Here is a 25,602-nt window from a genome sequence, read left to right on the forward strand (position 1 = left end):
CCATGGCCCTCACCGGACGAACCGCGCTCCTCGCCGCTCTTGGCTCTCTCCCCGTCGGCCTGTTCGCCCCCAGCTGGGCGGGGATTCTCGCTGTCAACGCGCCCCTCTCACTCGCCATTCTGTGCGACTACGCCCTGGCCGCACCAGTGAAAACGCTCCAATTCACCCGAAGCGGTGACACTTCTGTTCGACTCGGTGACGGCGCGGAGGTACAGCTCACCGTCACCAACCGCTCAAGTCGCCGTCTGCGCGCCCGAGTTCGGGACGCCTGGCAGCCGAGCAGCTGGCCCGCGGGCGACGAGCAGGATTCCTCCCGCCACGCACTGACCGTCCCGGCCGGCGAGCGTCGCCGCCTGACCACGTTCCTGCGCCCCACCCGACGCGGCGACCGGCGGTCCGAGCGCGTCACCGTGCGCTCGTTCGGGCCGCTGGGCCTGGCCGCGCGCCAAGGCAGCCACGAGGTGCCGTGGACCGTACGCGTACTGCCGCCCTTCACCAGCCGCAAACACCTGCCGTCCCGGCTCGCCCGCCTCCGGGAACTGGACGGCCGCACAAGCGTGCTCACCCGTGGCGAGGGCACCGAGTTCGACAGCCTCCGCGAGTACGTGCCCGGTGATGACACCCGGTCCATCGACTGGCGGGCCACCGCGCGCCAGTCGGCCGTGGCGGTACGCACCTGGCGCCCCGAGCGCGACCGGCATCTCCTGATCGTCCTCGACACCGGCCGCACCTCGGCCGGCCGCGTCGGCGATGTGCCACGACTCGACGCGTCGATGGACGCCGCGCTCCTCCTGACCGCCCTGGCCTCACGAGCCGGCGACCGCGTCGATCTCCTCGCCTACGACCGCCGCACCCGTGCACAGGTCCTGGGCCGCTCGGCGGGCGATGTCATACCCTCCATGGTCAACGCGATGGCAACGCTGGAACCGGAGCTGGTGGAGACGGATGCCCGTGGCCTCAGCACAGCGGCACTGAAGCACGCCCCCCGCCGTTCGCTCCTCGTCCTGCTCACCAGCCTCGACGCGGCCCCGGTCGAGGAGGGGCTCCTCCCCGTCCTCGCCCAGCTCACGCGTCGCCACACAGTTCTCGTGGCGTCGGTGGCCGACCCGCATATCGAGAAGATGAGCGCGGCCCGGGGCACAGTGGACGCGGTGTACGAGGCAGCCGCGGGAAGCCAGGCAACGGCTCAGCGGCTCCGTACGGCCGAGCAGTTGCAGCGCCACGGTGTGACCGTCGTGGATGCCACCCCGGACAACCTGGCGCCGGCACTCGCCGACGCCTATCTGGCACTCAAAGCGGCAGGGCGCCTCTGACATTTCTCTTTACGCGCCGCCATGGCGATTGGCCATACGGATCATCCGACCCTGGAAAGGAAAAAGGGCCCCGAAAGGGCCCTGAACGCAGAAATGCCCTGTACCAGATACCTGGCACAGGGCATTCCCACAATAATTGTTCGGCGGCGTCCTACTCTCCCACAGGGTCCCCCCTGCAGTACCATCGGCGCTGTGAGGCTTAGCTTCCGGGTTCGGAATGTAACCGGGCGTTTCCCTCACGCAATGACCACCGAAACACTATGAAGTTAACCAAACTACCGGATGACAACACGGCTGTTCGTTACTTCAGAACTAACACAGTGGACGCGAGCAACTGAGGACAAGCCCTCGGCCTATTAGTACCAGTCAGCTCCAACCGTTACCGGTCTTCCACATCTGGCCTATCAACCCAGTCATCTACTGGGAGCCTTAACCCCTCAAAGGGGGTGGGAGTCCTCATCTCGAAGCAGGCTTCCCGCTTAGATGCTTTCAGCGGTTATCCTTTCCGAACGTAGCCAACCAGCCATGCCCTTGGCAGAACAACTGGCACACCAGAGGTTCGTCCGTCCCGGTCCTCTCGTACTAGGGACAGCCCTTCTCAAGACTCCTGCGCGCGCAGCGGATAGGGACCGAACTGTCTCACGACGTTCTAAACCCAGCTCGCGTACCGCTTTAATGGGCGAACAGCCCAACCCTTGGGACCGACTCCAGCCCCAGGATGCGACGAGCCGACATCGAGGTGCCAAACCATCCCGTCGATATGGACTCTTGGGGAAGATCAGCCTGTTATCCCCGGGGTACCTTTTATCCGTTGAGCGACGGCGCTTCCACAAGCCACCGCCGGATCACTAGTCCCGACTTTCGTCCCTGCTCGACCCGTCGGTCTCACAGTCAAGCTCCCTTGTGCACTTACACTCAACACCTGATTACCAACCAGGCTGAGGGAACCTTTGGGCGCCTCCGTTACTCTTTAGGAGGCAACCGCCCCAGTTAAACTACCCATCAGACACTGTCCCTGATCCGGATCACGGACCCAGGTTAGACATCCAGCACGACCAGAGTGGTATTTCAACGACGACTCCACCTGAACTGGCGTCCAAGCTTCAAAGTCTCCCACCTATCCTACACAAGCCGAACCGAACACCAATATCAAACTATAGTAAAGGTCCCGGGGTCTTTCCGTCCTGCTGCGCGAAACGAGCATCTTTACTCGTAGTGCAATTTCACCGGGCCTATGGTTGAGACAGTCGAGAAGTCGTTACGCCATTCGTGCAGGTCGGAACTTACCCGACAAGGAATTTCGCTACCTTAGGATGGTTATAGTTACCACCGCCGTTTACTGGCGCTTAAGTTCTCAGCTTCGCCAACCCGAAAGTCAGCTAACCGGTCCCCTTAACGTTCCAGCACCGGGCAGGCGTCAGTCCGTATACATCGCCTTACGGCTTCGCACGGACCTGTGTTTTTAGTAAACAGTCGCTTCTCGCTGGTCTCTGCGGCCACCCCAAGCTCAGAGTGCAAAACTCATCACCCAGAATGGCCCCCCTTCTCCCGAAGTTACGGGGGCATTTTGCCGAGTTCCTTAACCATAGTTCACCCGAACGCCTCGGTATTCTCTACCTGACCACCTGAGTCGGTTTAGGGTACGGGCCGCCATGAAACTCGCTAGAGGCTTTTCTCGACAGCATAGGATCATCCACTTCACCACAATCGGCTCGGCATCAGGTCTCAGGCTCAATGTCATCCGGATTTACCTGGACAACGCCCTACACCCTTACCCCGGGACAACCACCGCCCGGGCTGGACTACCTTCCTGCGTCACCCCATCGCTTACCTACTACCACCTTGGTTCAGCGGCTCCACCACTCCCCTTCACCCGAAGGATCCAGGACGGCTTCACGGCCTTAGCATCAATGGATTCGATACTGGGCGTTTCAAAGCGGGTACCGGAATATCAACCGGTTGTCCATCGACTACGCCTGTCGGCCTCGCCTTAGGTCCCGACTTACCCTGGGCAGATCAGCTTGACCCAGGAACCCTTAGTCAATCGGCGCACACGTTTCCCACGTGTGTATCGCTACTCATGCCTGCATTCTCACTCGTGAACCGTCCACAACTAGCTTCCGCTGCTGCTTCACCCGGCACACGACGCTCCCCTACCCATCACAGCGGGCGTTGGCCCTCATGCTGCAATGACACGACTTCGGCGGTACGCTTGAGCCCCGCTACATTGTCGGCGCGGAATCACTTGACCAGTGAGCTATTACGCACTCTTTCAAGGATGGCTGCTTCTAAGCCAACCTCCTGGTTGTCTCTGCGACTCCACATCCTTTCCCACTTAGCGTACGCTTAGGGGCCTTAGTCGATGCTCTGGGCTGTTTCCCTCTCGACCATGGAGCTTATCCCCCACAGTCTCACTGCCGCGCTCTCACTTACCGGCATTCGGAGTTTGGCTAAGGTCAGTAACCCGGTAGGGCCCATCGCCTATCCAGTGCTCTACCTCCGGCAAGAAACACACGACGCTGCACCTAAATGCATTTCGGGGAGAACCAGCTATCACGGAGTTTGATTGGCCTTTCACCCCTAACCACAGGTCATCCCCCAGGTTTTCAACCCTGGTGGGTTCGGTCCTCCACGAAGTCTTACCTCCGCTTCAACCTGCCCATGGCTAGATCACTCCGCTTCGGGTCTTGAGCGCGCTACTATAACGCCCTATTCGGACTCGCTTTCGCTACGGCTTCCCCACACGGGTTAACCTCGCAACACACCGCAAACTCGCAGGCTCATTCTTCAAAAGGCACGCAGTCACGACGCACCGAGTAAACTCGGCGCGCGACGCTCCCACGGCTTGTAGGCACACGGTTTCAGGTACTATTTCACTCCGCTCCCGCGGTACTTTTCACCATTCCCTCACGGTACTATCCGCTATCGGTCACCAGGGAATATTTAGGCTTAGCGGGTGGTCCCGCCAGATTCACACGGGATTTCTCGGGCCCCGTGCTACTTGGGTGGTTCTCAAACGAGCCGTACAGATTTCAGCTACGGGGGTCTTACCCTCTACGCCGGACCTTTCGCATGTCCTTCGCCTATCCATACGGTTTCTGACTCGCCGACCGGCCGGCAGACCGATCAAAAGAACTCCCACAACCCCGCATGCGCAACCCCTGCCGGGTATCACACGCATACGGTTTGGCCTCATCCGGTTTCGCTCGCCACTACTCCCGGAATCACGGTTGTTTTCTCTTCCTGAGGGTACTGAGATGTTTCACTTCCCCTCGTTCCCTCCACACTGCCTATGTGTTCAGCAGCGGGTGACAGCCCATGACGACTGCCGGGTTTCCCCATTCGGACACCCCCGGATCAAAGCTCGGTTGACAGCTCCCCGGGGCCTATCGCGGCCTCCCACGTCCTTCATCGGTTCCTGGTACCAAGGCATCCACCGTGCGCCCTTAAAAACTTGGCCACAGATGCTCGCGTCCACTGTGCAGTTCTCAAACAACGACCAGCCACCCACCACCCCACCTTCACAGGCGAGTTCACTGGGGCCGGCAACCCGAAGGGCGAGCAACGCTCGCACCCTCAGACACCCAACAGCGCGCCCGGCACACCCGATCCCCCACTGCGTTCCACGCCGAAGCAGTACTTGCAGAAGAAACCTGATGTGCCGAATAGTCAACGTTCCACCCATGAGCAACCAGCACCGGACATTCGCCGATGTACTGGCCTCTGACCAGAGCAAGCCCTGGTAAGAAATGCTCCTTAGAAAGGAGGTGATCCAGCCGCACCTTCCGGTACGGCTACCTTGTTACGACTTCGTCCCAATCGCCAGTCCCACCTTCGACAGCTCCCTCCCACAAGGGGTTGGGCCACCGGCTTCGGGTGTTACCGACTTTCGTGACGTGACGGGCGGTGTGTACAAGGCCCGGGAACGTATTCACCGCAGCAATGCTGATCTGCGATTACTAGCAACTCCGACTTCATGGGGTCGAGTTGCAGACCCCAATCCGAACTGAGACCGGCTTTTTGAGATTCGCTCCGCCTCGCGACATCGCAGCTCATTGTACCGGCCATTGTAGCACGTGTGCAGCCCAAGACATAAGGGGCATGATGACTTGACGTCGTCCCCACCTTCCTCCGAGTTGACCCCGGCAGTCTCCTGTGAGTCCCCATCACCCCGAAAGGCATGCTGGCAACACAGAACAAGGGTTGCGCTCGTTGCGGGACTTAACCCAACATCTCACGACACGAGCTGACGACAGCCATGCACCACCTGTACACCGACCACAAGGGGGCGACCATCTCTGGCCGTTTCCGGTGTATGTCAAGCCTTGGTAAGGTTCTTCGCGTTGCGTCGAATTAAGCCACATGCTCCGCTGCTTGTGCGGGCCCCCGTCAATTCCTTTGAGTTTTAGCCTTGCGGCCGTACTCCCCAGGCGGGGAACTTAATGCGTTAGCTGCGGCACCGACGACGTGGAATGTCGCCAACACCTAGTTCCCAACGTTTACGGCGTGGACTACCAGGGTATCTAATCCTGTTCGCTCCCCACGCTTTCGCTCCTCAGCGTCAGTAATGGCCCAGAGATCCGCCTTCGCCACCGGTGTTCCTCCTGATATCTGCGCATTTCACCGCTACACCAGGAATTCCGATCTCCCCTACCACACTCTAGCCTGCCCGTATCGAATGCAGACCCGGGGTTAAGCCCCGGGCTTTCACATCCGACGCGACAAGCCGCCTACGAGCTCTTTACGCCCAATAATTCCGGACAACGCTCGCACCCTACGTATTACCGCGGCTGCTGGCACGTAGTTAGCCGGTGCTTCTTCTGCAGGTACCGTCACTTGCGCTTCTTCCCTGCTGAAAGAGGTTTACAACCCGAAGGCCGTCATCCCTCACGCGGCGTCGCTGCATCAGGCTTTCGCCCATTGTGCAATATTCCCCACTGCTGCCTCCCGTAGGAGTCTGGGCCGTGTCTCAGTCCCAGTGTGGCCGGTCGCCCTCTCAGGCCGGCTACCCGTCGTCGCCTTGGTAGGCCATCACCCCACCAACAAGCTGATAGGCCGCGGGCTCATCCTTCACCGCCGGAGCTTTCAACCTTCCCCCATGCGGAGAAAAGTATTATCCGGTATTAGACCCCGTTTCCAGGGCTTGTCCCAGAGTGAAGGGCAGATTGCCCACGTGTTACTCACCCGTTCGCCACTAATCCACCCCGAAAGGCTTCATCGTTCGACTTGCATGTGTTAAGCACGCCGCCAGCGTTCGTCCTGAGCCAGGATCAAACTCTCCGTGAATGTTTACCGGATATCCGGCTAGCACACACGAGAGCGGAACCACCGGCCGGAATAAGACCAGTGGTTCACAGCGTCCTCGCTGTGTTTTTCTTCAAAGGAACCTCAACCCACCGAGTATTCGGTAGGTCGGGGTATCAACATATCTGGCGTTGACTTTTGGCACGCTGTTGAGTTCTCAAGGAACGGACGCTTCCTTCGTACTCACCCGCAGACTGTTTTCTGGGGCTTTCCTCCGGGCGCTTTCCCTTCGGTGTTTCTTGTTTTGTTTCCGTCTTGCGTTTCCGACTCTATCAGACTCTTTCGTGTCCGATTCCCCGTCGGAGCGGGGCTTGCTTTCCAGTTCTTCGCTTTCGCGTTTTCCCTTTCCGGCGGTTCCGACTCTACCAGACTCACTCGGCGTGTTCTGCCTCAAGAATTCTGGTGGCCTTTGGACTGGCCTTTTGTCTTTCGACGGACTCGACCGGAAATTCGATTTCCTGCCGGGAGTCTCGTAGAGATTAACTTCCGCACCCGAAGCTTGTCCAACTTCGAGGCAACCGTTCAAATCTACCTCCCCACCCAGGCCGTGTCAACGGTCTTTGTGGGGCGAAGAGGAGACTAACAGGTCGGGGACGTGCGGCGCACATCAGGCCGCGACGGGGAGTTCGGCGCTTCGGTCCGGGGCCTCCACATCTCCTGTGTCGCCGGCGCGGGCCGCTCGGCCGCCCAGGATGTAGACGTAGGCGAGGAAGGCCAGTTCGGCGGCGACGCCTATCGCGATGCGTGCCCAGGTCGGCAGGCCGGACGGGGTGACGAAGCCTTCGATGAGGCCCGAGATGAAGAGGACCAGTGCGAGTCCGATGGCCATGCCGAGGGCCGCGCGGCCCTCGCGGGCCAGTGCCGTACGGCGGGAGTGCGGGCCGGGGTCGATGACCGTCCAGCCCAGGCGCAGGCCCGTACCCGCCGCGACGAAGACCGCCGTCAGTTCGAGCAGACCGTGCGGAATGATCAGGCCGAGGAAGGTGTCCAGCCGGCCGGCCGCCGCCATCAGGCCGATGCCGACGCCCAGGTTCAGCACGTTGACGAAGAGGATCCAGATCACCGGCAGGCACAGGAAGGCGCCCAGGACCAGGCACATCGCGGCGGCCTGCGCGTTGTTCGTCCAGACCTGGGCCGCGAAGGACGCCGCCGGATGGCTTGAGTAGTACGTCTCGTACTCCCCTCCCGGTCGCGTCATCTGGCGCAGCGCCTCCGGGGCCGCGATCGCGGACTGGACCTCGGGGTGTACGGATATCCACCAGCCGATCACCACGGCCAGCAGCGTGGAGAGCAGCGCCGTAGGGATCCACCAGCGCCGCGAGCGGTACACAGCCGCGGGAAAGCCCGCCGTCAGAAAGGCCGTGGCGTCCCGCCAGCCGGCGCGTCGCGTACCCGTGACCGTGGCACGGGCGCGGGCGACGAGCTGCGTGAGGCGCGAGGTGAGCATGGGGTCAGGGGCGCTGGACTGGATCAGTGAGAGGTGCGTCGACGTGCGTTGGTAGAGCGCGACGAGTTCGTCGGCCTCGGCACCGGTGAGGCGGCGGCCCCGGCGCAGGAGATGTTCCAGGCGGTCCCACTCGGCGCGGTGGGCGGTCACGAAGACATCGAGATCCATGGTCGGCTGCTGCTCCAGGCACTGGGTGCGTACGGTCTGTACTACTGCGGCGCGCTGCGGGCCAGCTTGGCAGACTGGGAACTTCAGGGGCAGGGAAGGTCGGCAGAGGGGTGGGGCACCGGTGAATGAGCTTGTGACGGGCGACGCGGTCGTGCTGGGGCTCCGGCCGGCGAAGCTGCCGAGCCGGGCGCTGGCTCTGCTGATCGACATGGTGGTCGTCTGGTCGGTCTATCTGGCGGTGTCGCTCGGGGTGGTGGCCTCGACCAGCGCCCTGGACGACGCCGCGGTCGCCGCCCTCTCCGTCGCGACGTTCCTGCTGGTCCTGGTGGGCGGGCCGGTGGCCGTGGAGACGCTCAGCCACGGGCGGTCGCTGGGCAAGCTGGCCGTCGGCCTGCGGGTCGTACGGGACGACGGCGGGCCCATCCGGTTCCGGCACGCCCTCGTGCGTGGGGCGCTGGGCGCGGTGGAACTCCTCATGACCTTCGGTGTCATCGCCTGTATCGCGTCGCTGGTGTCCGCGCGCGGCCGGCGGATCGGCGATGTGTTCGCCGGGACGCTGGTGGTACGGGAGAGGGTGCCGACCCCGCACATGGCCACTGTGCCGCCGCCCCCGCCCTGGCTCGTGGGGCGGTTCGCGGAGCTGGACCTGTCCGCCGTGCCGGACGGGCTCTGGCTCGCGGTACGCCAGTACTTGACGCGTATGGAACAGCTGGACGCGGCGGTGAGCCGGGCGATGGCCGAGCGGCTCGCGGATGATCTGGTGGCGCGTACGGGGGCGCCCGCGCCGCAGGGAGTGCCCGCGGCGGCCTATCTGGCGGCCGTGATGAACGAGCGGCAGGCGCGGGACGCCCGGCGGGCCTTCGGGCCCGGTGCTCCGACCGGCTCGCCCGCTCCCGGCCCTGTGGCCTCTTTCGGTCCCGTGCCCACTTCCGGTCCCGTGGCCTCTTTCGGTCCCACGGCCCCTTCCGGTCCCCTGGCTCCGTCCGGTCCCTCGCCCGCTCCGGCGCCCGTCCCTCCGCGGCCCGCCACCGGGTTCGTACCGCCCGCGTAGAGACCGGATCAGGTCCGGGTCGGGAGGTTCGGGGCGGGGCGGGGTGGGTCAAGCCAGGGGCGAGGGTGGGGATTCGAGGTCTTCGAGTTCGATCCCGGGGGCCGCGAGCACCACGTCGCCGGCCAGGTGGACCGTGTGCTGCTCACCGGTGTCCAGGGCGCTGACCTGGTACTCGTCCACGATCAGGGGGCCATTGTCAGTGGCATGCGCTTCACTGTTCACCAGCGCCCAGGACTGGTCCACGGTCCGGGGTGCCAGGACGGGGTCGGTGAAGGCCACGAGGCGTACGCGCGTCGCGGGGGAAGCGGGGGTGAGGCGGAGCAGGCGGGTGATCGCCACGAGGAAGGCGGGGGAAGTGCCGGTGAAGGCGTGGGCGCGCACATTGCCTTCTGTGGCATGGACACCGGTGGGGTCGGTACGGACCCAGGTGACGCCGTCGAGTGCGGCGCCGCGGACTTCCCAGTCGGCGGCGAGGAGTTGGAGACGGATGGGGCGGCCGAGTTCGTCGAGGGCCAGATCGACGGAGCCCGCGTCGTCGCCGGAGGGAGTGGTGATCCCGGCGGGAGCGGTGATCCGGGAGACATAGCGCCAGCCGGAGGGGCCTGGCGCGCAGTGGAAGTGTTCGTCGCCGAGAGGGGTGTGGTCGTGCGGGTCATGGAGCGAATACCGGCCGCGGGGCATGGGGCTTCGAGGTCCTTCGGGGCTTTCGGATCTTTCTGGTCCCTCGGGGCTTCGGCCGGCGAGTCCGTTCGTACGGTCTCGCCCGCCCGGGCCCGTCACTGACGGAACAGGCCCCCGTCACGGGGGTGCGGGGGCCTGTTCTGCGTCACTGTCGTCCGGAGGCCGTGGCCTCCGGGTCTCAGTAGCGGTAGTGGTCGGGCTTGTACGGGCCTTCGACCTCGACACCGATGTACGCGGCCTGCTCGGGGCGGAGCGTCGTGAGCCTCACGCCGAGCGCGTCGAGGTGGAGGCGGGCGACCTTCTCGTCCAGGTGCTTGGGCAGCACATAGACGTCGGTCGGGTACTCCTCCTGCTTGGTGAACAGCTCGATCTGGGCCAGCGTCTGGTCCGCGAACGAGTTGGACATCACGAAGGACGGGTGGCCGGTCGCGTTGCCCAGGTTCAGCAGGCGGCCCTCGGACAGGATGATGAGGGTCTTGCCGTCCGGGAAGGTCCAGGTGTGGACCTGGGGCTTGACCTCGTCCTTGACGATGCCGTCGATCTTCGCCAGACCGGCCATGTCGATCTCGTTGTCGAAGTGGCCGATGTTCCCGACGATCGCCTGGTGCTTCATCTTGGCCATGTCGGCGGCCATGATGATGTCCTTGTTGCCCGTCGTGGTGACGAAGATGTCGGCGATGGAGACGACATCGTCCAGCGTCGCGACCTGGTAGCCGTCCATCGCCGCCTGGAGCGCGCAGATCGGGTCGATCTCCGTGATGATCACGCGGGCGCCCTGGCCGCGCAGGGACTCGGCACAGCCCTTGCCGACGTCGCCGTAGCCGCAGACGACCGCGACCTTGCCGCCGATCAGGACGTCGGTGGCGCGGTTGATGCCGTCGATCAGCGAGTGGCGGCAGCCGTACTTGTTGTCGAACTTCGACTTGGTGACCGCGTCGTTGACGTTGATCGCCGGGAACAGGAGAGTGCCATCACGATGCATCTCGTACAGCCGGTGGACACCGGTCGTGGTCTCCTCCGTGACACCGCGGATCTCGGACGCGAGCCGGGTCCACTTCTGCGGGTTCTCGGAGAGGGTGCGGTTCAGCAGACGGAGGATGTAGCTGTACTCCTCGCTGTCCGCCGTGGCCGGGTCCGGGGCCTCGCCGGCCTTCTCGAACTCGACGCCCTTGTGCACCAGGAGGGTGGCGTCACCGCCGTCGTCCAGGATCATGTTCGGGCCGCCGGTGGGGCTGTTGGGCCAGGTCAGGGCCTGCTCCGTGCACCACCAGTACTCCTCCAGCGTCTCGCCCTTCCAGGCGAAGACGGGGACGCCCTTCGGGTCGTCCGGGGTGCCGTGCGGGCCGACCGCGATGGCGGCGGCGGCGTGGTCCTGGGTGGAGAAGATGTTGCAGGACGCCCAGCGGACGTCCGCGCCGAGCGCGACCAGGGTCTCGATGAGCACGGCGGTCTGCACGGTCATGTGCAGGGAGCCGGTGACCCGGGCGCCGGCCAGCGGCTGCGCCGCGGCGTACTCCTTGCGGATCGACATCAGGCCGGGCATCTCGTGCTCGGCGAGAGTGATCTCTTTGCGGCCGAACTCGGCGAGCGAGAGATCGGCGACCTTGAAGTCCTGTCGGTTGGCGACAGTCGTCATAGCGAGCTGCTCCTCGTGAAGGGTGTCGAGGGTGAATACGTACGGCTGGCTCTGCGGCGGCGGGCATACGGATGCCCGGGCGCTCGCGGCCCAGTCCGTCGGAGGCCCTCTCTCCCTCGGCCGGTCCGCAAGCGGGCCGCCCGACCGCCATCAGCAGCGACGTCTGGCTCTGTCCACGAATCTACACCGGACGGTCCGGCCGCCCACAGCCGATCGGCGAAGGAGTCAGTCCTTGGCCGGGTTCGTCCCCGCGGCGGCGGCCGACGCGCTGTAGATGTCGGGCTCCAGATAGATCACCCGGGCGATCGGCACCGCCTCCCGGATCCGGGACTCGGCCGCGTTGATGGCCGCGGCGACCTCGCCCGCCGTGTCGTCGTGCTCGACCGCGATCTTGGCCGCGACCAGCAGCTCCTCGGGGCCGAGGTGGAGCGTGCGCATGTGGATGATGCCGGTCACGACCTCGTCGTCGACGATCGCGGCCTTGATCTTCCGTACGTCCTCCGCGCCCGCGGACTCGCCGAGGAGCAGGGACTTCGTCTCGGCCGCGAGCACCAGGGCGATCACGATGAGGAGGATGCCGATGCAGAGCGTGCCGATGCCGTCCCAGATGCCGTCGCCGGTGAGCACGGCGACCCCCACACCGCCGAGCGCGAGAACGAGACCGATCAGCGCGCCGAAGTCCTCCAGCAGCACGACGGGCAGCTCAGGCGCCTTCGACCGGCGGATGAACTCCTTCCAGGACTGCGTCCCCCGCGTGGCGTTGGACTCCTTGATGGCCGTCCAGAACGAGAAGCCCTCCGCGATGATCGCGAAGACGAGCACCCCGACCGGCCAGTACCAGGAGGTGATCTCGTGCGGGTGCTTGATCTTCTCGTAGCCCTCGTAGATGGCGAACATGCCACCGACCGAGAACAGCACGATGGAGACGAGGAAGGCGTAGATGTAGCGCTCGCGGCCGTAGCCGAAGGGATGCTCCTCCGTGGCCGCGCGCTTCGCCTTCTTGCCGCCGAGGAGCAGCAGCCCCTGGTTGCCGGAGTCGGCGAGGGAGTGCACACCCTCGGCGAGCATCGAAGAGGAGCCGCTGAAGGCGAACGCAACGAACTTGGCTACCGCGATGGCGAGATTGGCGCCGAGTGCCGCCACAATCGCCTTGGTTCCGCCGGACGCGCTCATGGGTGCGTGGGTTTCCCTTCCGTGTTCTGCGGCCCTGGCGCCGCTGTACGGCGGGAATTGTCGCAGCCCGTGGTGCGGCCGTTCCTCTCAGACCACCACGGTGGCGCGGAAAACGGTTCCCGTACCGGACAGTTCGGCCTTTTCGCCCGCCGGTACGAAGACCGAGCCGCCCGGGGTCAGCGCGAGACCGTTCGCCCGGGGCTCGCCGGCTGTGCAGAGCAGGATCTGCGGGGTGGCGGCGGTCAGGTCGCGCGGTGCGCCGCCCGGCGCGAGGGCGTAGCGGGAGAGCCTGAACTCGTCGATGGGCGTGTCGTACACCTCCTCGCCGGAGGCGGACACCTCCGGGCGCAGCACGCCCGGGTCGGTCGCCTCGAAGCGCACGATACGGAGCAGTTCGGGGACGTCGACGTGCTTGGGCGTGAGGCCGCAGCGCAGGACGTTGTCCGAGTTGGCCATGATCTCGACGCCCAGGCCGTTGAGATAGGCGTGCGGGACGCCCGCTCCCAGGAAGAGCGCCTCGCCGGGCTGGAGCCGCACGTAGTTGAGGAGCATGGCCGCGATGACGCCCGGGTCGCCGGGGTAGTGGCGCGCGATCGACGCGTAGGGCGCGTAGTCGCCGCCGAGGCGTTCCGCGGCCGCCGCGGTCTCGGTGACCGTCGCCGTCATCTCGTCCGGATCCGCGGCCAGGACGGCCGTCAGGACCTCGCGCAGCGCGGCCTCTTCGGGGTGGGCGCGCAGCAGGTCGACGTACGGCTTGAGCGCGTCGACGTCCAGCCCCGCGAGCAGGTCGGCGGCCTCCGCCGGCGCGCGGAAGCCGCACAGTCCGTCGAAGGGGGTGAGCGCGCAGATCAGTTCGGGCTTGTGGTTGGCGTCCTTGTAGTTGCGGTGGGGCGCGTCGATCGGCACGCCCCGGCTCTCCTCGTCCGCGTAACCCGCCTTCGCCTGGGCGAGATCGGGGTGGACCTGGAGCGAGAGCGGCGAGCCCGCCGCGAGGATCTTGAGCAGGAACGGCAAGCGCGGGCCGAACTTCTCCACGGCGGCGGCGCCGAGTTCGGCGGCGGGGTCGGCGTCGATCAGGCCGGAGAGCGTCTGCTCCCCGGCGCCGGCGCCCCGGTCGAGCCGCGACGGGGCGCCCGGGTGGGCGCCGAGCCACATCTCGGCCTGGGGTTCGCCCGTGGGGGTCTCGCCGAGGAGTTCGGGGATGGCGGTGGTGGATCCCCACGCGTAGGGGCGCACGGTGTTGGAGAGGCGGTCCATGAGTGAGCTTCCTTGTACGGGGGGGGTGTTCTGTGCGGGTGGTGGATTTGTGTGCGGGTGCGTGCTTGCTGTCAGGCGGGGGTTTCGCCCGCCAGCGCCAGATAGACCGTCGCGAAGTCCGTCACCGCGATCAGTTCGGCGAGCGCTTCCAGCTCGCCGCCCTCCTCTGGCTCCAGTTCGCTGATCGCCGTGTCATGTCCCAGCGCGAGTTCGCGCGCGGCCGGCGCTGCGGTCAGCCCGCCCGTCGGGCGGTCCCTGAGCAGCACGATCCGTGCGCGCAGCGCCGGCCGGTCCTCCACGCGGTCGCGGAAGAAGTCGTCCGGTCCCGCCTCGCCGCCCGACAGATCGCCCACGAGCAGCGCGCCGTGCGCCGTGATCGCCTCGGGCAGCTCCGCGGCGAGCGCGGGCCGGCCGGTCAGCTCGGCCAGTACGTCGGCGAAGCGGCGCCCGGCGGGGGCCGCGGCCGGGCCCTCCGTCCAGACCAGCGGGAGGCTGTCGGCGAGTTCGGCGGCGAGCGTCTTGGCCGGGTTGCTGTACGTCGCGATGGCCGGACCGCAGCGTTCCGCCACGCGGTCCAGCCGGTCGGCCACGAGCTGAAGCGTCTCGGCCGGCGCGGTCAGCAGCCCCGCCCGGTCGAGGAGCGCCAGCAGCGGGACGAGCAGCGCCCACAGCGCTCCGGGCGCGGCGGCCGGCGCAGCGCCGTCTTCCGTCTCCCGCGCGAACTCGTTCGGCGCCTTCGCCATCGGTACGAGGAGACCGCGCGTACCGCCCAGTTCCTCGCTCAGCGGCGAGCGCTCCGGGGCGACGGCGACGACCGTACAGCCGCGGCGGTACGCCTGATCCACGAGGAGCGCCAGCCCGGGTTCGCTGCCGTCCGTCGTGGCGATCAGCAGCAGATCCACGGGGCCGGCCCAGCCCGGCAGCGTCCACCGCAGCGCACCGGCGGCGGGGGCCACACCGGTGGGGCGGAGCCGGGTCACGGGAGCGGCGGGCGCGGCCAGCGCGGCGAGGATGTCGGCGGTGCCGGTCGCGGCGGCGCCCGAACCCGCGATGAGTACGGCGCGGGGGCGGCCCTCGGGGCTCAGCGCCATCACGCCGGCCTCCGCGGAGTGCCGCAGCGCGGTACGGACGCGGGCGCCGGCCTCGGCCGCGCCGCGGAGCAGACCCTGGCGGTCGGCGCGGGTCAGCTCTTCCGGAGCGTCGAGCAGCGACTCGTCGAGCATGGGGGATGGACCTCCGTTGGACCGGGGTTGCGGCTGCGGTTATGCGGGGCGGCGCGCCTCGTCCACCAGGAGGACGGGGATGTCGTCGCGTACCGGGTAGGCCAGACCGCAGTCCTCGCCGGTGCAGACCAGCTCGGGGGTGTCGGCCGCGGTGCGGTCGGCGAGCGGGGCGTGGCAGGCGGGGCAGGCGAGGATCTCCAGGAGACCTGCTTCGAGCGGCATGGGGGGCGTCCCTTCGAACATGTGGATCGGGCCACGTCAGCGTACCGGTCCGCCTCCCGTCTAAGGGGCCGTGGTCTTTGGCGGTGCGGGGTGCGGGCCGGTTCGTTTCGTGCCGGGAGCCGGGGCGGGGTCGCCTCCCGGCGGGGGGTCGTAGTGCGGGCCGGTTCGGGGTGCGGGTCGGTTTCCCCGTGCCGGGGGCCGGGGCACTCCGGAGGCGCATCCCCGGATGCATGATTTACGCCGCCGCGCGGCGGCGTTCTTCGACTGCGGACCGTACAGCGGCACAAATCACGCTCTACATCCGGGGACGTCACCTCCTGCGACCCCGGCCCCCTCCGGTAGGTGGACGGCCCGTGTCCAAACGTCGCGGGTCGAGCCCGGAAGCTCAGCCTCTGATGAGGGTCAGAGCCTCGTCCCTGATGTGCTCCATCGTTTCCCTGTCCCTCGCCTCCACGTTCAGCCTCAGCAGCGGTTCCGTGTTCGAGGGGCGGAGGTTGAGCCACCAGTCGGCGGCCGTGACCGTGAGGCCGTCAAGGTCGTCGAAGGTGACGTCGTCGCGGGTGGCGAAGGCCGCGTGGACGGCGGCCGTTCGGGCGGACTGGTCGGTGACCGTGGAGTTGATCTCGCCGGAGGCCGCGTACCGGTCGTACGAGGAGACCAGTTCGGAGAGGGGGCCGGGCTGGGTGCCGAGGGCGGCCAGGACATGGAGGGCCGCGAGCATGCCGGTGTCGGCGTTCCAGAAGTCGCGGAAGTAGTAGTGCGCGGAGTGCTCGCCGCCGAAGACCGCGCCGGTGGTGGCCATTTCCTGCTTGATGAAGGAGTGGCCGACGCGGGTGCGTACGGGGGTGCCGCCGTGTTCCTTGACGACTTCGGGGACGGACCAGGAGGTGATGAGGTTGTGGATGACCGTGCCGCCCGGGTGCTTGGCGAGTTCGCGCGCCGCGACGAGGGCGGTGATGGCCGACGGGGAGACGCCCTCGCCGCGCTCGTCGATGACGAAGCAGCGGTCGGCGTCGCCGTCGAAGGCGAGGCCCAGGTCGGCGCCCTCGGCGCGGACGCGGGCCTGGAGGTCGACGAGGTTCTTGGGGTCGAGGGGGTTGGCCTCGTGGTTGGGGAAGGTGCCGTCCAGCTCGAAGTACATCGGTACGACATCGAGCGGGAGGCCGGCGAGGACGGTGGGGACGGTGTGGCCGCCCATGCCGTTGCCCGCGTCCACGACGACCTTCAGCGGGCGGATCGAGGAGAGGTCGACGAGGGAGAGCAGATACGCCGCGTAGTCGCGCAGCGTGTCGCGCCGGGTGAGGGTGCCCGGCGGGGTGACAGCGGGCGGGGTGCCCTGCGCCAGCCAGTGTTCGGTCAGGGCGCGGATCTCCGCCAGGCCCGTGTCCTGGCCGACGGGCGCGGCCCCGGCGCGGCAGAGCTTGATGCCGTTGTAGCGGGCGGGGTTGTGCGACGCCGTGAACATCGCGCCGGGGATGTTCATGTTCCCCGACGCGTAGTACAGCTGGTCGGTGGAGCAGAGTCCGATGATCGTGGCGTCGGTGCCGCGCGCGACGGCGCCCCGGGCGAAGGCCGCGGCGAGGCCCGGCGAGGAGGGCCGCATGTCGTGGCCGATGACGATCGACCCGGCCTCGGTGACCTCGGCGAAGGCGGCGCCGAGGAGTTCGGCGAGCGGCTCGTCCAACTGCTCGGGGCAGAGCCCGCGGATGTCGTACGCCTTCACGATCTGCGCCAAATCGGCCACGGCCAACCCTCCAGAACTGCGTTCCCCTACGGACCCGTCAAACTACCCGTGGACATGGGGATGATCCCCTAGGTGTAGTGCCTTGCGGGGCATCGGGGTCCTGTACGTACGGAGAACTCAGGACTCCGGCGAGCGCAGTACGCGCAGATGTCCTCGTCGGCCGACTTCCGCCGGGTCCGCTCCCCGGGTCCCCTTGCCGCCACCGCCGGACGCCGGGCGCTCCTGCGGGCGGGCCGCTTCCCGTACGGCGTTGGCCAGCGCTTCGAGATCGTCGCCGCTCGGGCGTGACGGGGCCGAGCCGTCCGTCAGGCGGACGACCTCCCAGCCGCGCGGAGCGGTCAGCCGCTCGCTGTGTTCCGCACACAGGTCGTAGCAGTGGGGCTCGGCGTAGGTGGCGAGCGGGCCGAGGACCGCGGTCGAGTCGGCATAGACGTACGTCAGTGTCGCGACAGCAGGACGGCCGCACGCGGTGCGCGAACAGCGACGTACAGGGCTCACGATGTTGGACGGTACCGCACTCTTGAGCGGGCCGCGACGACTCGCCACCCGCTCACCCACCCGTGTCGCGGTCGGCCGCTCCGCTCCGGTTGGCCGGAATCAACTGCCCTGACCTGCATGGAAAGATGCGTGACGGAGAAGCGACGCCCGGTGACGCGGTCACCACTCGGGGCAAAAGGCATCATTGGCGGCCGGGCCGGTGATCGCGGGGGTGCCGGAATACGGGTCCGGGCTTGGCCGGAATGCTCAATATGCGACATGCCGTGCGCGGGGGCGGCGGCCGAGATATCGGATTCCCGGCGCGGGGCTACGCTGCGTCAGTGATGGACAGTCCTGTATCTCCCCGCCCGGCCGAGCCGGGTCCGCGCCGCCGCGACCGCCACGGCCGCGGTATGCGCGGGCCGGTCGCGCCGCCCCAGGTGCCGCTCTCGACCAGCCGCTCGGAGTCCTTCCACGATCTCGTGCGGGACTCGGTGGACCGGCTGGAGCGGCGCTGGCCCCAGCTGGCCGAGGTCGATTTCCTGGTCATGGAGGTGCCGGTCGCGCTGGACGACACCGTGCCGCTCGGCAGCTCGGAGCCCGCGGACAAGAACGCTCCGGCGCGCATCGTGGTCTACCGGCGGCCCGTGGAGATCCGTACCAAGAGCCGCGACGAGCGCGCGCTGCTGGTGCACGAGGTGGTGGTGGAGCAGGTCGCGGAGCTGCTCGGGCTCGCTCCCGAGTCCGTCGATCCCCGGTACGGGCAGGACTAGGCGGGGGTGGGGGCGGGGCGGTTTGCCCCTCCCCCGCCCGCATCCGCTACTTCCCCTCCAGGATCGAGAGGTCCTCGCGCGCCTCCGGTACGGAGACCGTCCCCCGGTCGTCCGGCAGCGTCTGTACGGTGAACATCTGGACGCCGTCCTCCGGCAGCGACAGCATCCGCGCCGCGTGCACCGGACCGCCCGACTCCGGTTCCACCGTCAGCGCGTACGCGCCCTTGAGCCCGGCCGGCACCTCCGGCTCCACGCCCAGGGTCGTACCGGCCTTGACCGTGTACGTCTTCACCGTCGCCTCGCCGCCCCCGCTGCCCGCCGAGGCCGTGACCTTGACCTTCGCGGTCGCGCCCGGGGCCGTCAGATAGAGGGTCGAGCCCTTGGCGCGGTTGTCGGCCACGGTCGCCCGTGAGGCGATCGCGCCGGTCGCCGGGATGAAGGCGATCTCCCGCTTGTCGCCCTTGCCGCGCACCACGCGCAGCGCCGCGACCACCGGGGCTCCGCGTCCGCCGCCGGACGGGGAGACGATCAGCGTGCCCGCCTCGCCCTTGGTCACGTCCGACAGGTCGAGCGCCGCCGTCATCTTCGACTTGACGTGCAGGCTCTCCGCGCCGGCCGGGGTGAACGTACCGTCGGAGCCGGCGAGCTGGACCTTGAGGTCGGCGTCGTCGTCGCCGGTCGAGAACGCCACCAGCCGTACGTCGGTGGCGTCCGCCGGGATGCCGGGGAGCACCTGGCGGCCCGCCGCGTCCGCCGAGGCGGCCAGCCAGTCGCTGCCGCCCGCGGTGTCGGCGGCGCTCACCGCGGCCCCGATCCTGCCCGTACGGGTGGTGACATGGACGGTCACATTGGGCTCGTCCTGGGTGGACAGCGTGGAGAGCAGCACGGGGACGCTGGACCGGGCGGGGACCGGAATGCCCTCCCCCGTCTCCGACTTGATCAGGCCCTCCTTCCCGTACAGCTCGATGTCCACGACCGCCACCGAGTCGTCGGGGTTGGTGAGGTGGACATAGTCCTGGCGGGAGCGCTCGGTGCTCGCGGCGGGGAACCAGAAGTCGGTCTCCGGCGGGGTGCAGGTCAGCCCGAGCAGCCCGCGCGCGTCGCCGACGCCGACCGTGGTGGTCTGCTGCGTGGTCCAGCCGGGGGCGAACCGGCCGGTGGCGACGCCGACGAGCGCCGGGGCGTCGGCGCCGTTCTTCTCGGCGGTGACCGGCTTGCCGGGCTCCTTCAGGGCGAGGAACGCTTTGGTGTCGGACGTGTCCTTCTTGGTCGTGCTCTCCTGCTTGCCGTCATTGGCGATCAGGGTCACGGTCGACACCTTCAGCTCGGCCGAGGCGTCGCCCTCCGCGCTCGCCTCACGGTCCGCGCCGCCCTTACCCGTAGGGGTGACGGAGGTGTACGTGGTCTCCGCGACGTCCGAGACGCTCGGTACGGGGCAGAGCTGGCTGGTGCGCTCCACCGGCAGCCGTGCGGCGGTCGCCGGGGCGGCCGTGTCCCCGGCCGCCGGGGCGGTCATGGAGGCGAAGCCGGTGATGGCGGCGAGGGCGGTGGCGACCGCGAGGAGGGAGAGGGTCGTACGGTTCACTGGTTGCTGCTCCCGTCGGGGCGCTGACGCGGGTCGTTCTCGGGGGCGTTCCCGTAGGGGCCGTCACCGTAGGGCTGCTGGTGGGGCGGCTGGGGCTGCTGGGTGTACCCGTAGGGGTCGTACGGCTGCTGCTCCTGTACGTACGGTCCGGCGGCCGGGAAGCCGCCGTCCTGGTACTGGCCGCCGTCCTGGTACTGCCCCTCCGGGTACTGGCCCTGCTGCTGGTACGGGTCGGGGGCGTACTGCTGCTGGTACTCCTGCTGGTACTGGCCCTCGGCGTACTGCTGCACGGGCTGCTGTACAGGCGGCACGGGCTGCTGCGTGTACGTGCCCGGGTCCCATTCGTCGTACGTCTGGTCCTGGGCCTGGGGCTGCTGCGGCTGTTCCTGTGCCTGCGCCTCGGTCCGCTGCTGCGGTACGCCCGCGAGTACGTCCGCGTTCTCCCCCTCGGCCCGCGCGTCCGGCGCATCCGGCAGATCGGGCGTCTCGGCGCCCTCCGCCTCCGCCGCCGCGCGCAGCCTGCGCGCCCTGCGTCCGTCGCCCGACGCGGACTCCGCCGGGATCTCGGTGTCCTCCTCGGGCAGGTCGTCGTCGATCTCCCGGCGCCGCCCCGGCAGGGCCAGCACCAGCAGGACGACGGCGAGCGCGCACTGCGCCCAGATCCACACCCGGTGGGTGAAGGGCTCCTCGTACGTGAGGTCGAGCCGGCCGCCCTCGGCGGGCAGTTCGAAGCCCTGCGCCCAGCCGTCGACGGTCTTCTTCGGCAGGGGCTTGCCGTCGAGCGTGGCCTCCCAGCCGTCGTCCGCCCGGTCCGCGATCCGCAGCACCCGCCCGGCGGAGCCCGACGGGATCTTGGTGTGTGCCTCGACCGGCCCGGCGGCGACGGCCAGCGGCTCGCCGATGCCCTTGCCGTTCACGATGGTGGCCCGCGAGATCTGCCGGTCCACGCGCCACAGCGCGCTGCCGTCGAGCTGGCTGAGCCGGGTCAGGCCCGGGGTGGCGTCGAGGACACGGCTCGTCTCGCGCGGCGCTCCGTCCCGTACCAGTACGTACCGGATCGCGAAGCCGCTGAGCTGGTCGGTCTGGTCGGCGCCGGAGCCGGCCACCAGATTCGCGACGATCTTGTCGAGCCGGGCGTCCCCGCCGCCCGACGCGGTCAGTTCGGCGTCACCGAGCCGCGCGCCGGAGCCCCTGACCAGGGAGTACGAGACCACGGCCGGTGAGGTGCCGCCGAGCACGAGGGTGCGCGGCTGGTCACGGGTGATGCTCTCCTCGGCGACGAACGCGGGGACCTGCACCGGGTCGCGGCGCTCCAGCGGTCCGGCCGCGCCGCCGATCATCCAGCCGAAGGCGGCGATCAGCGGGGCGGCGCCCGCGGCGGCGGCGATGAGCACGGCGACGGGCTGGCGCCAGCCGAAGCTCTCGGCGGCGACCCGGATCCGGGCGCCGTCGGCGCCGAGGACGGCCGCGGCGATCAGCGCGAGCCCGTAGAGCAGGGTGGCGGGTCCGGCCCAGCCGGAGTTGTTGGAGAGGACGGCGAAGACGAGCGCGCCCAGGGCCACCGCCCAGGCCGTACGGATCGCGAACTGCCGCTCGCCGCGGAGCAGGGCGGCCAGCGCGGCCAGCACGATGCCGAGCATCAGGATCCCGCCGGCCGCCTTGGGCCCGCCGGGGCTGATGCCGAGCAGGTCGAGCGCGGTCGCCGAGCCCGTGCCGAACTCCAGGCCCGCCTCGCGGAAGAAGGCGCCGGGGTCGGTCAGCAGCGACAGCGACCAGGGCGCCAGCATCAGCAGCGGGGTGCCGAGCGCGACGAGCACGCGCGGCGCGTACGCCTTGATGTCGCCGCGCCGCAGCACGAGGACGCCCAGGCCGAGCAGCCCGGCCAGCGGCCAGACGATCGGCGTGAAGGCCATCGCGAGGGTCAGCAGGAAGGCGTACGCCCAGGTCGCGCGCCAGCTGCCGCGCGCCTCGGCGTGCGCGCCGTCGCGCAGGGCGTACGCGGCGACGGCGGCGCGGGCGATCAGCGGCAGCAGGACGGCGAGCACGGCCGTGCCGAGCCGCCCGGTGGCCAGGGCGCCGGTCGCGGCGGGCAGGAAGGCGTACGCGACGCTCGCCCAGGCGCGCAGCAGCCGGGACGGTACGAGGGTGCGCGAGGCGAAGTACGCGGTGACCCCGGCGAGCGGCACGGAGCAGACGAGCAGCAGGGTCAGCGCGAAGCCGGTGGAGCCGAGGAACAGCGCGGACAGGGCCGCGAGTACAGCGAGATAGGGCGGCGCGGTGTCGGTGAGCCCCGTGCCGACGGGGTGCCAGCCGTCCGCGTAACGGGACCAGAGGTCGGATACGTCGGCGGGCGCCGGGAGCAGCGCGCCGCCGGCGAGGGAGCCGCCGCCGAAGAGGCCGCGGCAGGCGACGACGGAGATGAGCAGGAGGAGCGCGAAGAGGACGGGCCCGGGCTTGCGGGCCAGCTTCTTGAGCCGGGCGAACTGCTCGATCTCCATGTAGTCGGCGTCGTCGCCGCCCGGTCCGGACTCGACGGCGCCGTGGCGCGAGCCGCCCGCGTCCGTACCGTCGGAGTCGCCGCCGAAGGTGGTGGCGATCTGTTCGACGGTGACGCGGATGGTGGCGCCGGCGGGCGGGAAGAGGGGGCGCAGTTCGGCCGCCTCGACGACGGCCTTGCCGCGCTCCTTGCGGCCGCTGATGATCCTGCCCGGGCGCAGCAGGGTGCCGCAGAGCCCCATGACCTCGTCGATGGCCTGGACGGGCGCCTTGCCGACGATGTAGGCGAGGGTGCGCAGGAGCGTGCCGATGACGAGCCGGAAGAGCACGTAGGGCAGCACGGTGGCCCGTGCGTTGACGAGCATGGTGTAGACGGCGCCGGCCTTGTCGACGCGGTGCGGGTTGACGACGGAGCGGCCCGCGCAGTCGACGCTGCGGCGCTCGCGCGCGGATGCCTCGGCGTGCCGCAGGACGGCGTCGGGGGCGACGAGCACCCGGTGTCCGGCGGCGTGCGCGCGCCAGCAGAAGTCGACGTCGTCGCGCATGAGGGGCAGCGCCCGGTCGAAGCCGCCGAGTTCGTCCCAGACGTCGCGGCGCACGAGCATGCCGGCGCTGGAGACGGAGAGGACCGTACGGACCTGGTCGTGCTGGCCCTGGTCCTGCTCGCGCCGGTCGAGGCCGGTCCAGCGGCGTCCGCTGTTGGCGATGGAGACGCCGACTTCGAGGAGCTGCTTGCGGTCGTACCAGCCGCGGAGTTTGGGGCCGACGACGGCGGCGTACTCGTCGGAGTCGGCGACGCGCAGGAGTTCGGCGAGGGCGTCGGGCGCGGGCGCGCTGTCGTCGTGGAGGAGCCAGAGCCACTGCACCGGTTCGCCGTGCGGGAGTTCCGGCAGGTCGTAGTTCTCGTCCTGCCAGGTGCGGGTCACCGGGTTCCAGCCGCCCGGCCGCCGCAGATACGCGATGTCCTCGGGGGTGAGCACGCCGGCGAGCCGGGCGGACTCGTCCACGGCCGCGCCGAAGCCGGACCGGCGCGCGAGGTGCAGCACATGGTCGTCGCCGAGGGCCTCGGTGAGGAGTCGGGCGGAGTCGTCGGCGCTGCCGGTGTCGGCTGCCATGACGTTCTGTACGGGGCGTTCCTGGCCCAGCAGCCCCGCGAGGACGTCGGGCAGCCAGCGCGCGCCGTCGTGGGAGACGAGCACCGCGGTCACGACGTGCCGCGGGAACTCGGGGGCGGTGGCGGGAACGAACGCGGCTGTGGTGGGGGACATTGAAGTAGCAGGCCCTCCGGCCGGGGGGTCGCCCCGAAGGGGCGTTGGAGCGTCTCGGACGGGGCCCCACACTAACGGTAGGAACGGACAAGGAGCGCCGGGTCACCGGGTCCGCCGGGAAACGGAACGGTCCGCCGTCCGCGGGGAAGCGCGGACGGCGGACCGTGTCGTACGTGGGTGAGGGCGGGGCCGGTGGGGCGGGGAGGCCGGACCGGGTTTCGGGCAGAGCCTCGGGCCGGGTTTCGGGCGGGGTCTCGGGCCGGGTTTCGGGCCGGTCTTCCGGAGTGAGCGCGGGGCGTCAGATCGCGGCCTTTTTGAGCCGGCGCCGCTCGCGTTCGGAAAGTCCTCCCCAGATGCCGAATCGCTCGTCGTTGGCGAGGGCGTATTCGAGGCATTCGGAGCGGACCTCGCAGGCGAGGCAGACCTTCTTGGCCTCGCGGGTGGAACCGCCCTTCTCCGGGAAGAAGGACTCGGGATCGGTCTGGGCGCACAAGGCGCGCTCCTGCCAGCCGAGTTCTTCGTCCGCGTCCTCGACCAGCAGTTGTTCGAACAGCTCGGTCATGTGCGCCCCTCGTCTGTCTATATACGTCCCCGTGGCTGTGGCCGCTGTCGAGTTCGGCCGAACGACACGAGTGAAATTACAAGTGCGTGCTCTGGGTGGGTCAAGCCGAGATCTGCTATTGGGCCCGGTATTCACTCTCCGGAACCAAGGCTATGCGGAAAGTGTTCAAATCACCAAAAACCTGACACATGCCACTGGCCTGCCCGCATCACCTCTCTCTCGACAAGAGAGACGTCACGAACCACGGCCCTGTTGCGTGTCCGGCCGAGGTTGCGATCCGGATCACAGTCACGACCGCCGGGCGGCACCACCGGTACGCCACCGGTCGCCGCCGCCGGACAGTCGCTGCCCCATGTGTCCGCGGCCTTTCGCGCACAAACCTTTCTCCCGTCGAAGCAACCGGAAGAGGTGAAACATTGCCGCCGAATCAGTTACCGAGTTGACATCTGGGAGCGGATTCGCGACCTTAGGTCTCATGCCAGCGAACCCCTCGCAGACCGCGACCCACGCCCGTGGATTCCGCAGTGCTGTCCAGGCCCGCTGTCGCTGTTCCGCCCGCGCCTGCTGTTGATGCCCCGAGGCTCCAGCCGATCGCGTTGATCATCACCGCTCGCTCCCGCGTGTTCACCACGCTCCGCGCCGTGTGACCCGCCTTCCCCGCTTCATCCGTGTGACCCGCCTTCGTCATCCGTATCTGCCGAGGACCACCGCACCCCATGAACAGCGACAGCGACCTTCAGATCGCCGGCGACCTCCTTGAGGTCCCGCACCTTCTCCAGCCCGCCCGGGAGCACCCCGTCACCGTCGCCGACTTCGTCGGCCTCGCCCGTACCGTCGCCGCCGACCGCGCGCAGTGGGCACCGCTCGTCCAGTACGACGCCACCAGCCGCTGGTACCACCGGCTGCGCACCGGGCCCGGCTACGAGGTCTGGCTGCTCTCCTGGGTGCCGGGGCAGGGCACCGACCTGCATGACCACGGCCGGTCCTCGGGCGTACTGACCGTCCTCGAAGGCGAACTGACGGAGCGTTCGGAAGGCGGCAGCCGGGTCCTCGCGCCGGGCGCGGAGCGGGTGGTGGCGCCGGGGCAGGCACACGAGATGGTCAACGCGTCGCTCGAACCGGCGGTGAGCCTGCACATCTACTACCCGGGGCTCACCGAGATGCCGATGCACACCACCGCGGCGGTCGCCGCGGCCTCGGAGGATGTCGTACCTGCCTGACA

General features: G+C 68.4%; 16 protein-coding genes and 3 rRNA genes. 4 read left to right on the top strand and 15 right to left on the bottom strand.

Features of this window, described 5'->3' with window-relative positions; all coding sequences use genetic code 11:
• Positions 1-2: 2 nt before the first annotated feature.
• Entirely contained in the window at positions 3-1,313 is a 1,311-nt protein-coding gene (locus DVK44_RS11090; protein ID WP_114659526.1) for a DUF58 domain-containing protein, read from the top strand.
• 138 nt (positions 1,314-1,451) lie between these two features.
• Here DVK44_RS11090 and rrf read toward each other — a convergent pair.
• The 4 genes from rrf to DVK44_RS11115 all read right to left on the bottom strand — a co-directional run bounded on the left by rrf (position 1,452) and on the right by DVK44_RS11115 (position 8,232).
• A 5S ribosomal RNA gene (rrf, locus tag DVK44_RS11095) occupies positions 1,452-1,568 on the bottom strand.
• 81 nt (positions 1,569-1,649) lie between these two features.
• A 23S ribosomal RNA gene (locus DVK44_RS11100) occupies positions 1,650-4,773 on the bottom strand.
• A 300-nt stretch (positions 4,774-5,073) separates the two neighbouring features.
• Positions 5,074-6,599 (bottom strand): 16S ribosomal RNA (locus DVK44_RS11105).
• Together the 16S, 23S and 5S rRNA genes form the textbook arrangement of a ribosomal RNA operon.
• 625 nt (positions 6,600-7,224) lie before the next feature.
• On the bottom strand, positions 7,225-8,232 hold the full coding sequence (locus tag DVK44_RS11115; protein ID WP_114659527.1) for a stage II sporulation protein M: 1,008 nt from the start codon (positions 8,230-8,232) through the stop codon (positions 7,225-7,227).
• Between the two features lie 121 nt (positions 8,233-8,353).
• Here DVK44_RS11115 and DVK44_RS11120 point away from each other — a divergent pair, with 121 nt between their 5' ends.
• Positions 8,354-9,283 (top strand): RDD family protein, encoded by a 930-nt coding sequence (locus DVK44_RS11120; RefSeq protein WP_114659528.1) that lies wholly within the window; start codon positions 8,354-8,356, stop codon positions 9,281-9,283.
• 48 nt (positions 9,284-9,331) lie between these two features.
• Here the strand turns inward: DVK44_RS11120 and DVK44_RS11125 are convergent, their stop codons facing one another.
• The 8 genes from DVK44_RS11125 to DVK44_RS11160 form a co-directional block, all read right to left on the bottom strand.
• Positions 9,332-9,964: a hypothetical protein gene (locus DVK44_RS11125; RefSeq protein ID WP_114659529.1), complete on the bottom strand. Its 633-nt coding sequence runs from the start codon at positions 9,962-9,964 to the stop codon at positions 9,332-9,334.
• A gap of 178 nt (positions 9,965-10,142) precedes the next feature.
• Positions 10,143-11,600 (bottom strand): adenosylhomocysteinase, encoded by a 1,458-nt coding sequence (ahcY, locus tag DVK44_RS11130; protein ID WP_114659530.1) that lies wholly within the window; start codon positions 11,598-11,600, stop codon positions 10,143-10,145.
• A gap of 225 nt (positions 11,601-11,825) precedes the next feature.
• Positions 11,826-12,773, bottom strand: coding sequence for a cation diffusion facilitator family transporter (locus DVK44_RS11135; RefSeq protein WP_114659531.1), 948 nt, complete (start codon positions 12,771-12,773; stop codon positions 11,826-11,828).
• An 87-nt stretch (positions 12,774-12,860) separates the two neighbouring features.
• Positions 12,861-14,030 (bottom strand): mannose-6-phosphate isomerase, class I, encoded by a 1,170-nt coding sequence (manA, locus tag DVK44_RS11140; RefSeq protein ID WP_114659532.1) that lies wholly within the window; start codon positions 14,028-14,030, stop codon positions 12,861-12,863.
• A 71-nt stretch (positions 14,031-14,101) separates the two neighbouring features.
• Complete coding sequence (locus tag DVK44_RS11145; RefSeq protein WP_114659533.1) at positions 14,102-15,253, bottom strand: SIS domain-containing protein; 1,152 nt, start codon at positions 15,251-15,253, stop codon at positions 14,102-14,104.
• Between the two features lie 39 nt (positions 15,254-15,292).
• Entirely contained in the window at positions 15,293-15,475 is a 183-nt protein-coding gene (locus DVK44_RS11150) for a Trm112 family protein (protein WP_114659534.1), read from the bottom strand.
• A 385-nt stretch (positions 15,476-15,860) separates the two neighbouring features.
• On the bottom strand, positions 15,861-17,219 hold the full coding sequence (locus DVK44_RS11155) for a phosphomannomutase/phosphoglucomutase (protein ID WP_114659535.1): 1,359 nt from the start codon (positions 17,217-17,219) through the stop codon (positions 15,861-15,863).
• Positions 17,220-17,336: 117 nt separating this feature from the next.
• Positions 17,337-17,765, bottom strand: coding sequence for a DUF3499 domain-containing protein (locus DVK44_RS11160; RefSeq protein ID WP_114665056.1), 429 nt, complete (start codon positions 17,763-17,765; stop codon positions 17,337-17,339).
• Positions 17,766-18,040: 275 nt separating this feature from the next.
• Between DVK44_RS11160 and DVK44_RS11165 the strand changes: the two genes are divergently transcribed.
• Positions 18,041-18,469: a metallopeptidase family protein gene (locus tag DVK44_RS11165; RefSeq protein ID WP_114659536.1), complete on the top strand. Its 429-nt coding sequence runs from the start codon at positions 18,041-18,043 to the stop codon at positions 18,467-18,469.
• Positions 18,470-18,515: 46 nt separating this feature from the next.
• On the opposite strand, the gene DVK44_RS11170 is transcribed toward DVK44_RS11165, so the two are convergent.
• The 3 genes from DVK44_RS11170 to DVK44_RS11180 all read right to left on the bottom strand — a co-directional run bounded on the left by DVK44_RS11170 (position 18,516) and on the right by DVK44_RS11180 (position 24,380).
• Complete coding sequence (locus DVK44_RS11170) at positions 18,516-20,054, bottom strand: DUF5719 family protein (RefSeq protein ID WP_114659537.1); 1,539 nt, start codon at positions 20,052-20,054, stop codon at positions 18,516-18,518.
• On the bottom strand, positions 20,051-23,818 hold the full coding sequence (locus DVK44_RS11175; protein WP_114659538.1) for a glycosyltransferase family 2 protein: 3,768 nt from the start codon (positions 23,816-23,818) through the stop codon (positions 20,051-20,053). Before DVK44_RS11175 ends, DVK44_RS11170 begins: the two co-directional genes overlap by 4 nt.
• A gap of 298 nt (positions 23,819-24,116) precedes the next feature.
• The gene (locus DVK44_RS11180; RefSeq protein ID WP_114659539.1) at positions 24,117-24,380 is read right to left on the bottom strand and encodes a WhiB family transcriptional regulator; all 264 of its coding nucleotides are present in this window, start codon (positions 24,378-24,380) and stop codon (positions 24,117-24,119) included.
• 716 nt (positions 24,381-25,096) lie between these two features.
• On the opposite strand from DVK44_RS11180, the gene DVK44_RS11190 reads away from it, so the two are divergent.
• Positions 25,097-25,600: a cysteine dioxygenase gene (locus tag DVK44_RS11190; RefSeq protein WP_114659540.1), complete on the top strand. Its 504-nt coding sequence runs from the start codon at positions 25,097-25,099 to the stop codon at positions 25,598-25,600.
• Positions 25,601-25,602 lie beyond the last annotated feature (2 nt).

This window comes from Streptomyces paludis (assembly GCF_003344965.1).
In the GTDB taxonomy this organism is placed as follows: Bacteria; Actinomycetota; Actinomycetes; order Streptomycetales; family Streptomycetaceae; genus Streptomyces; species Streptomyces paludis.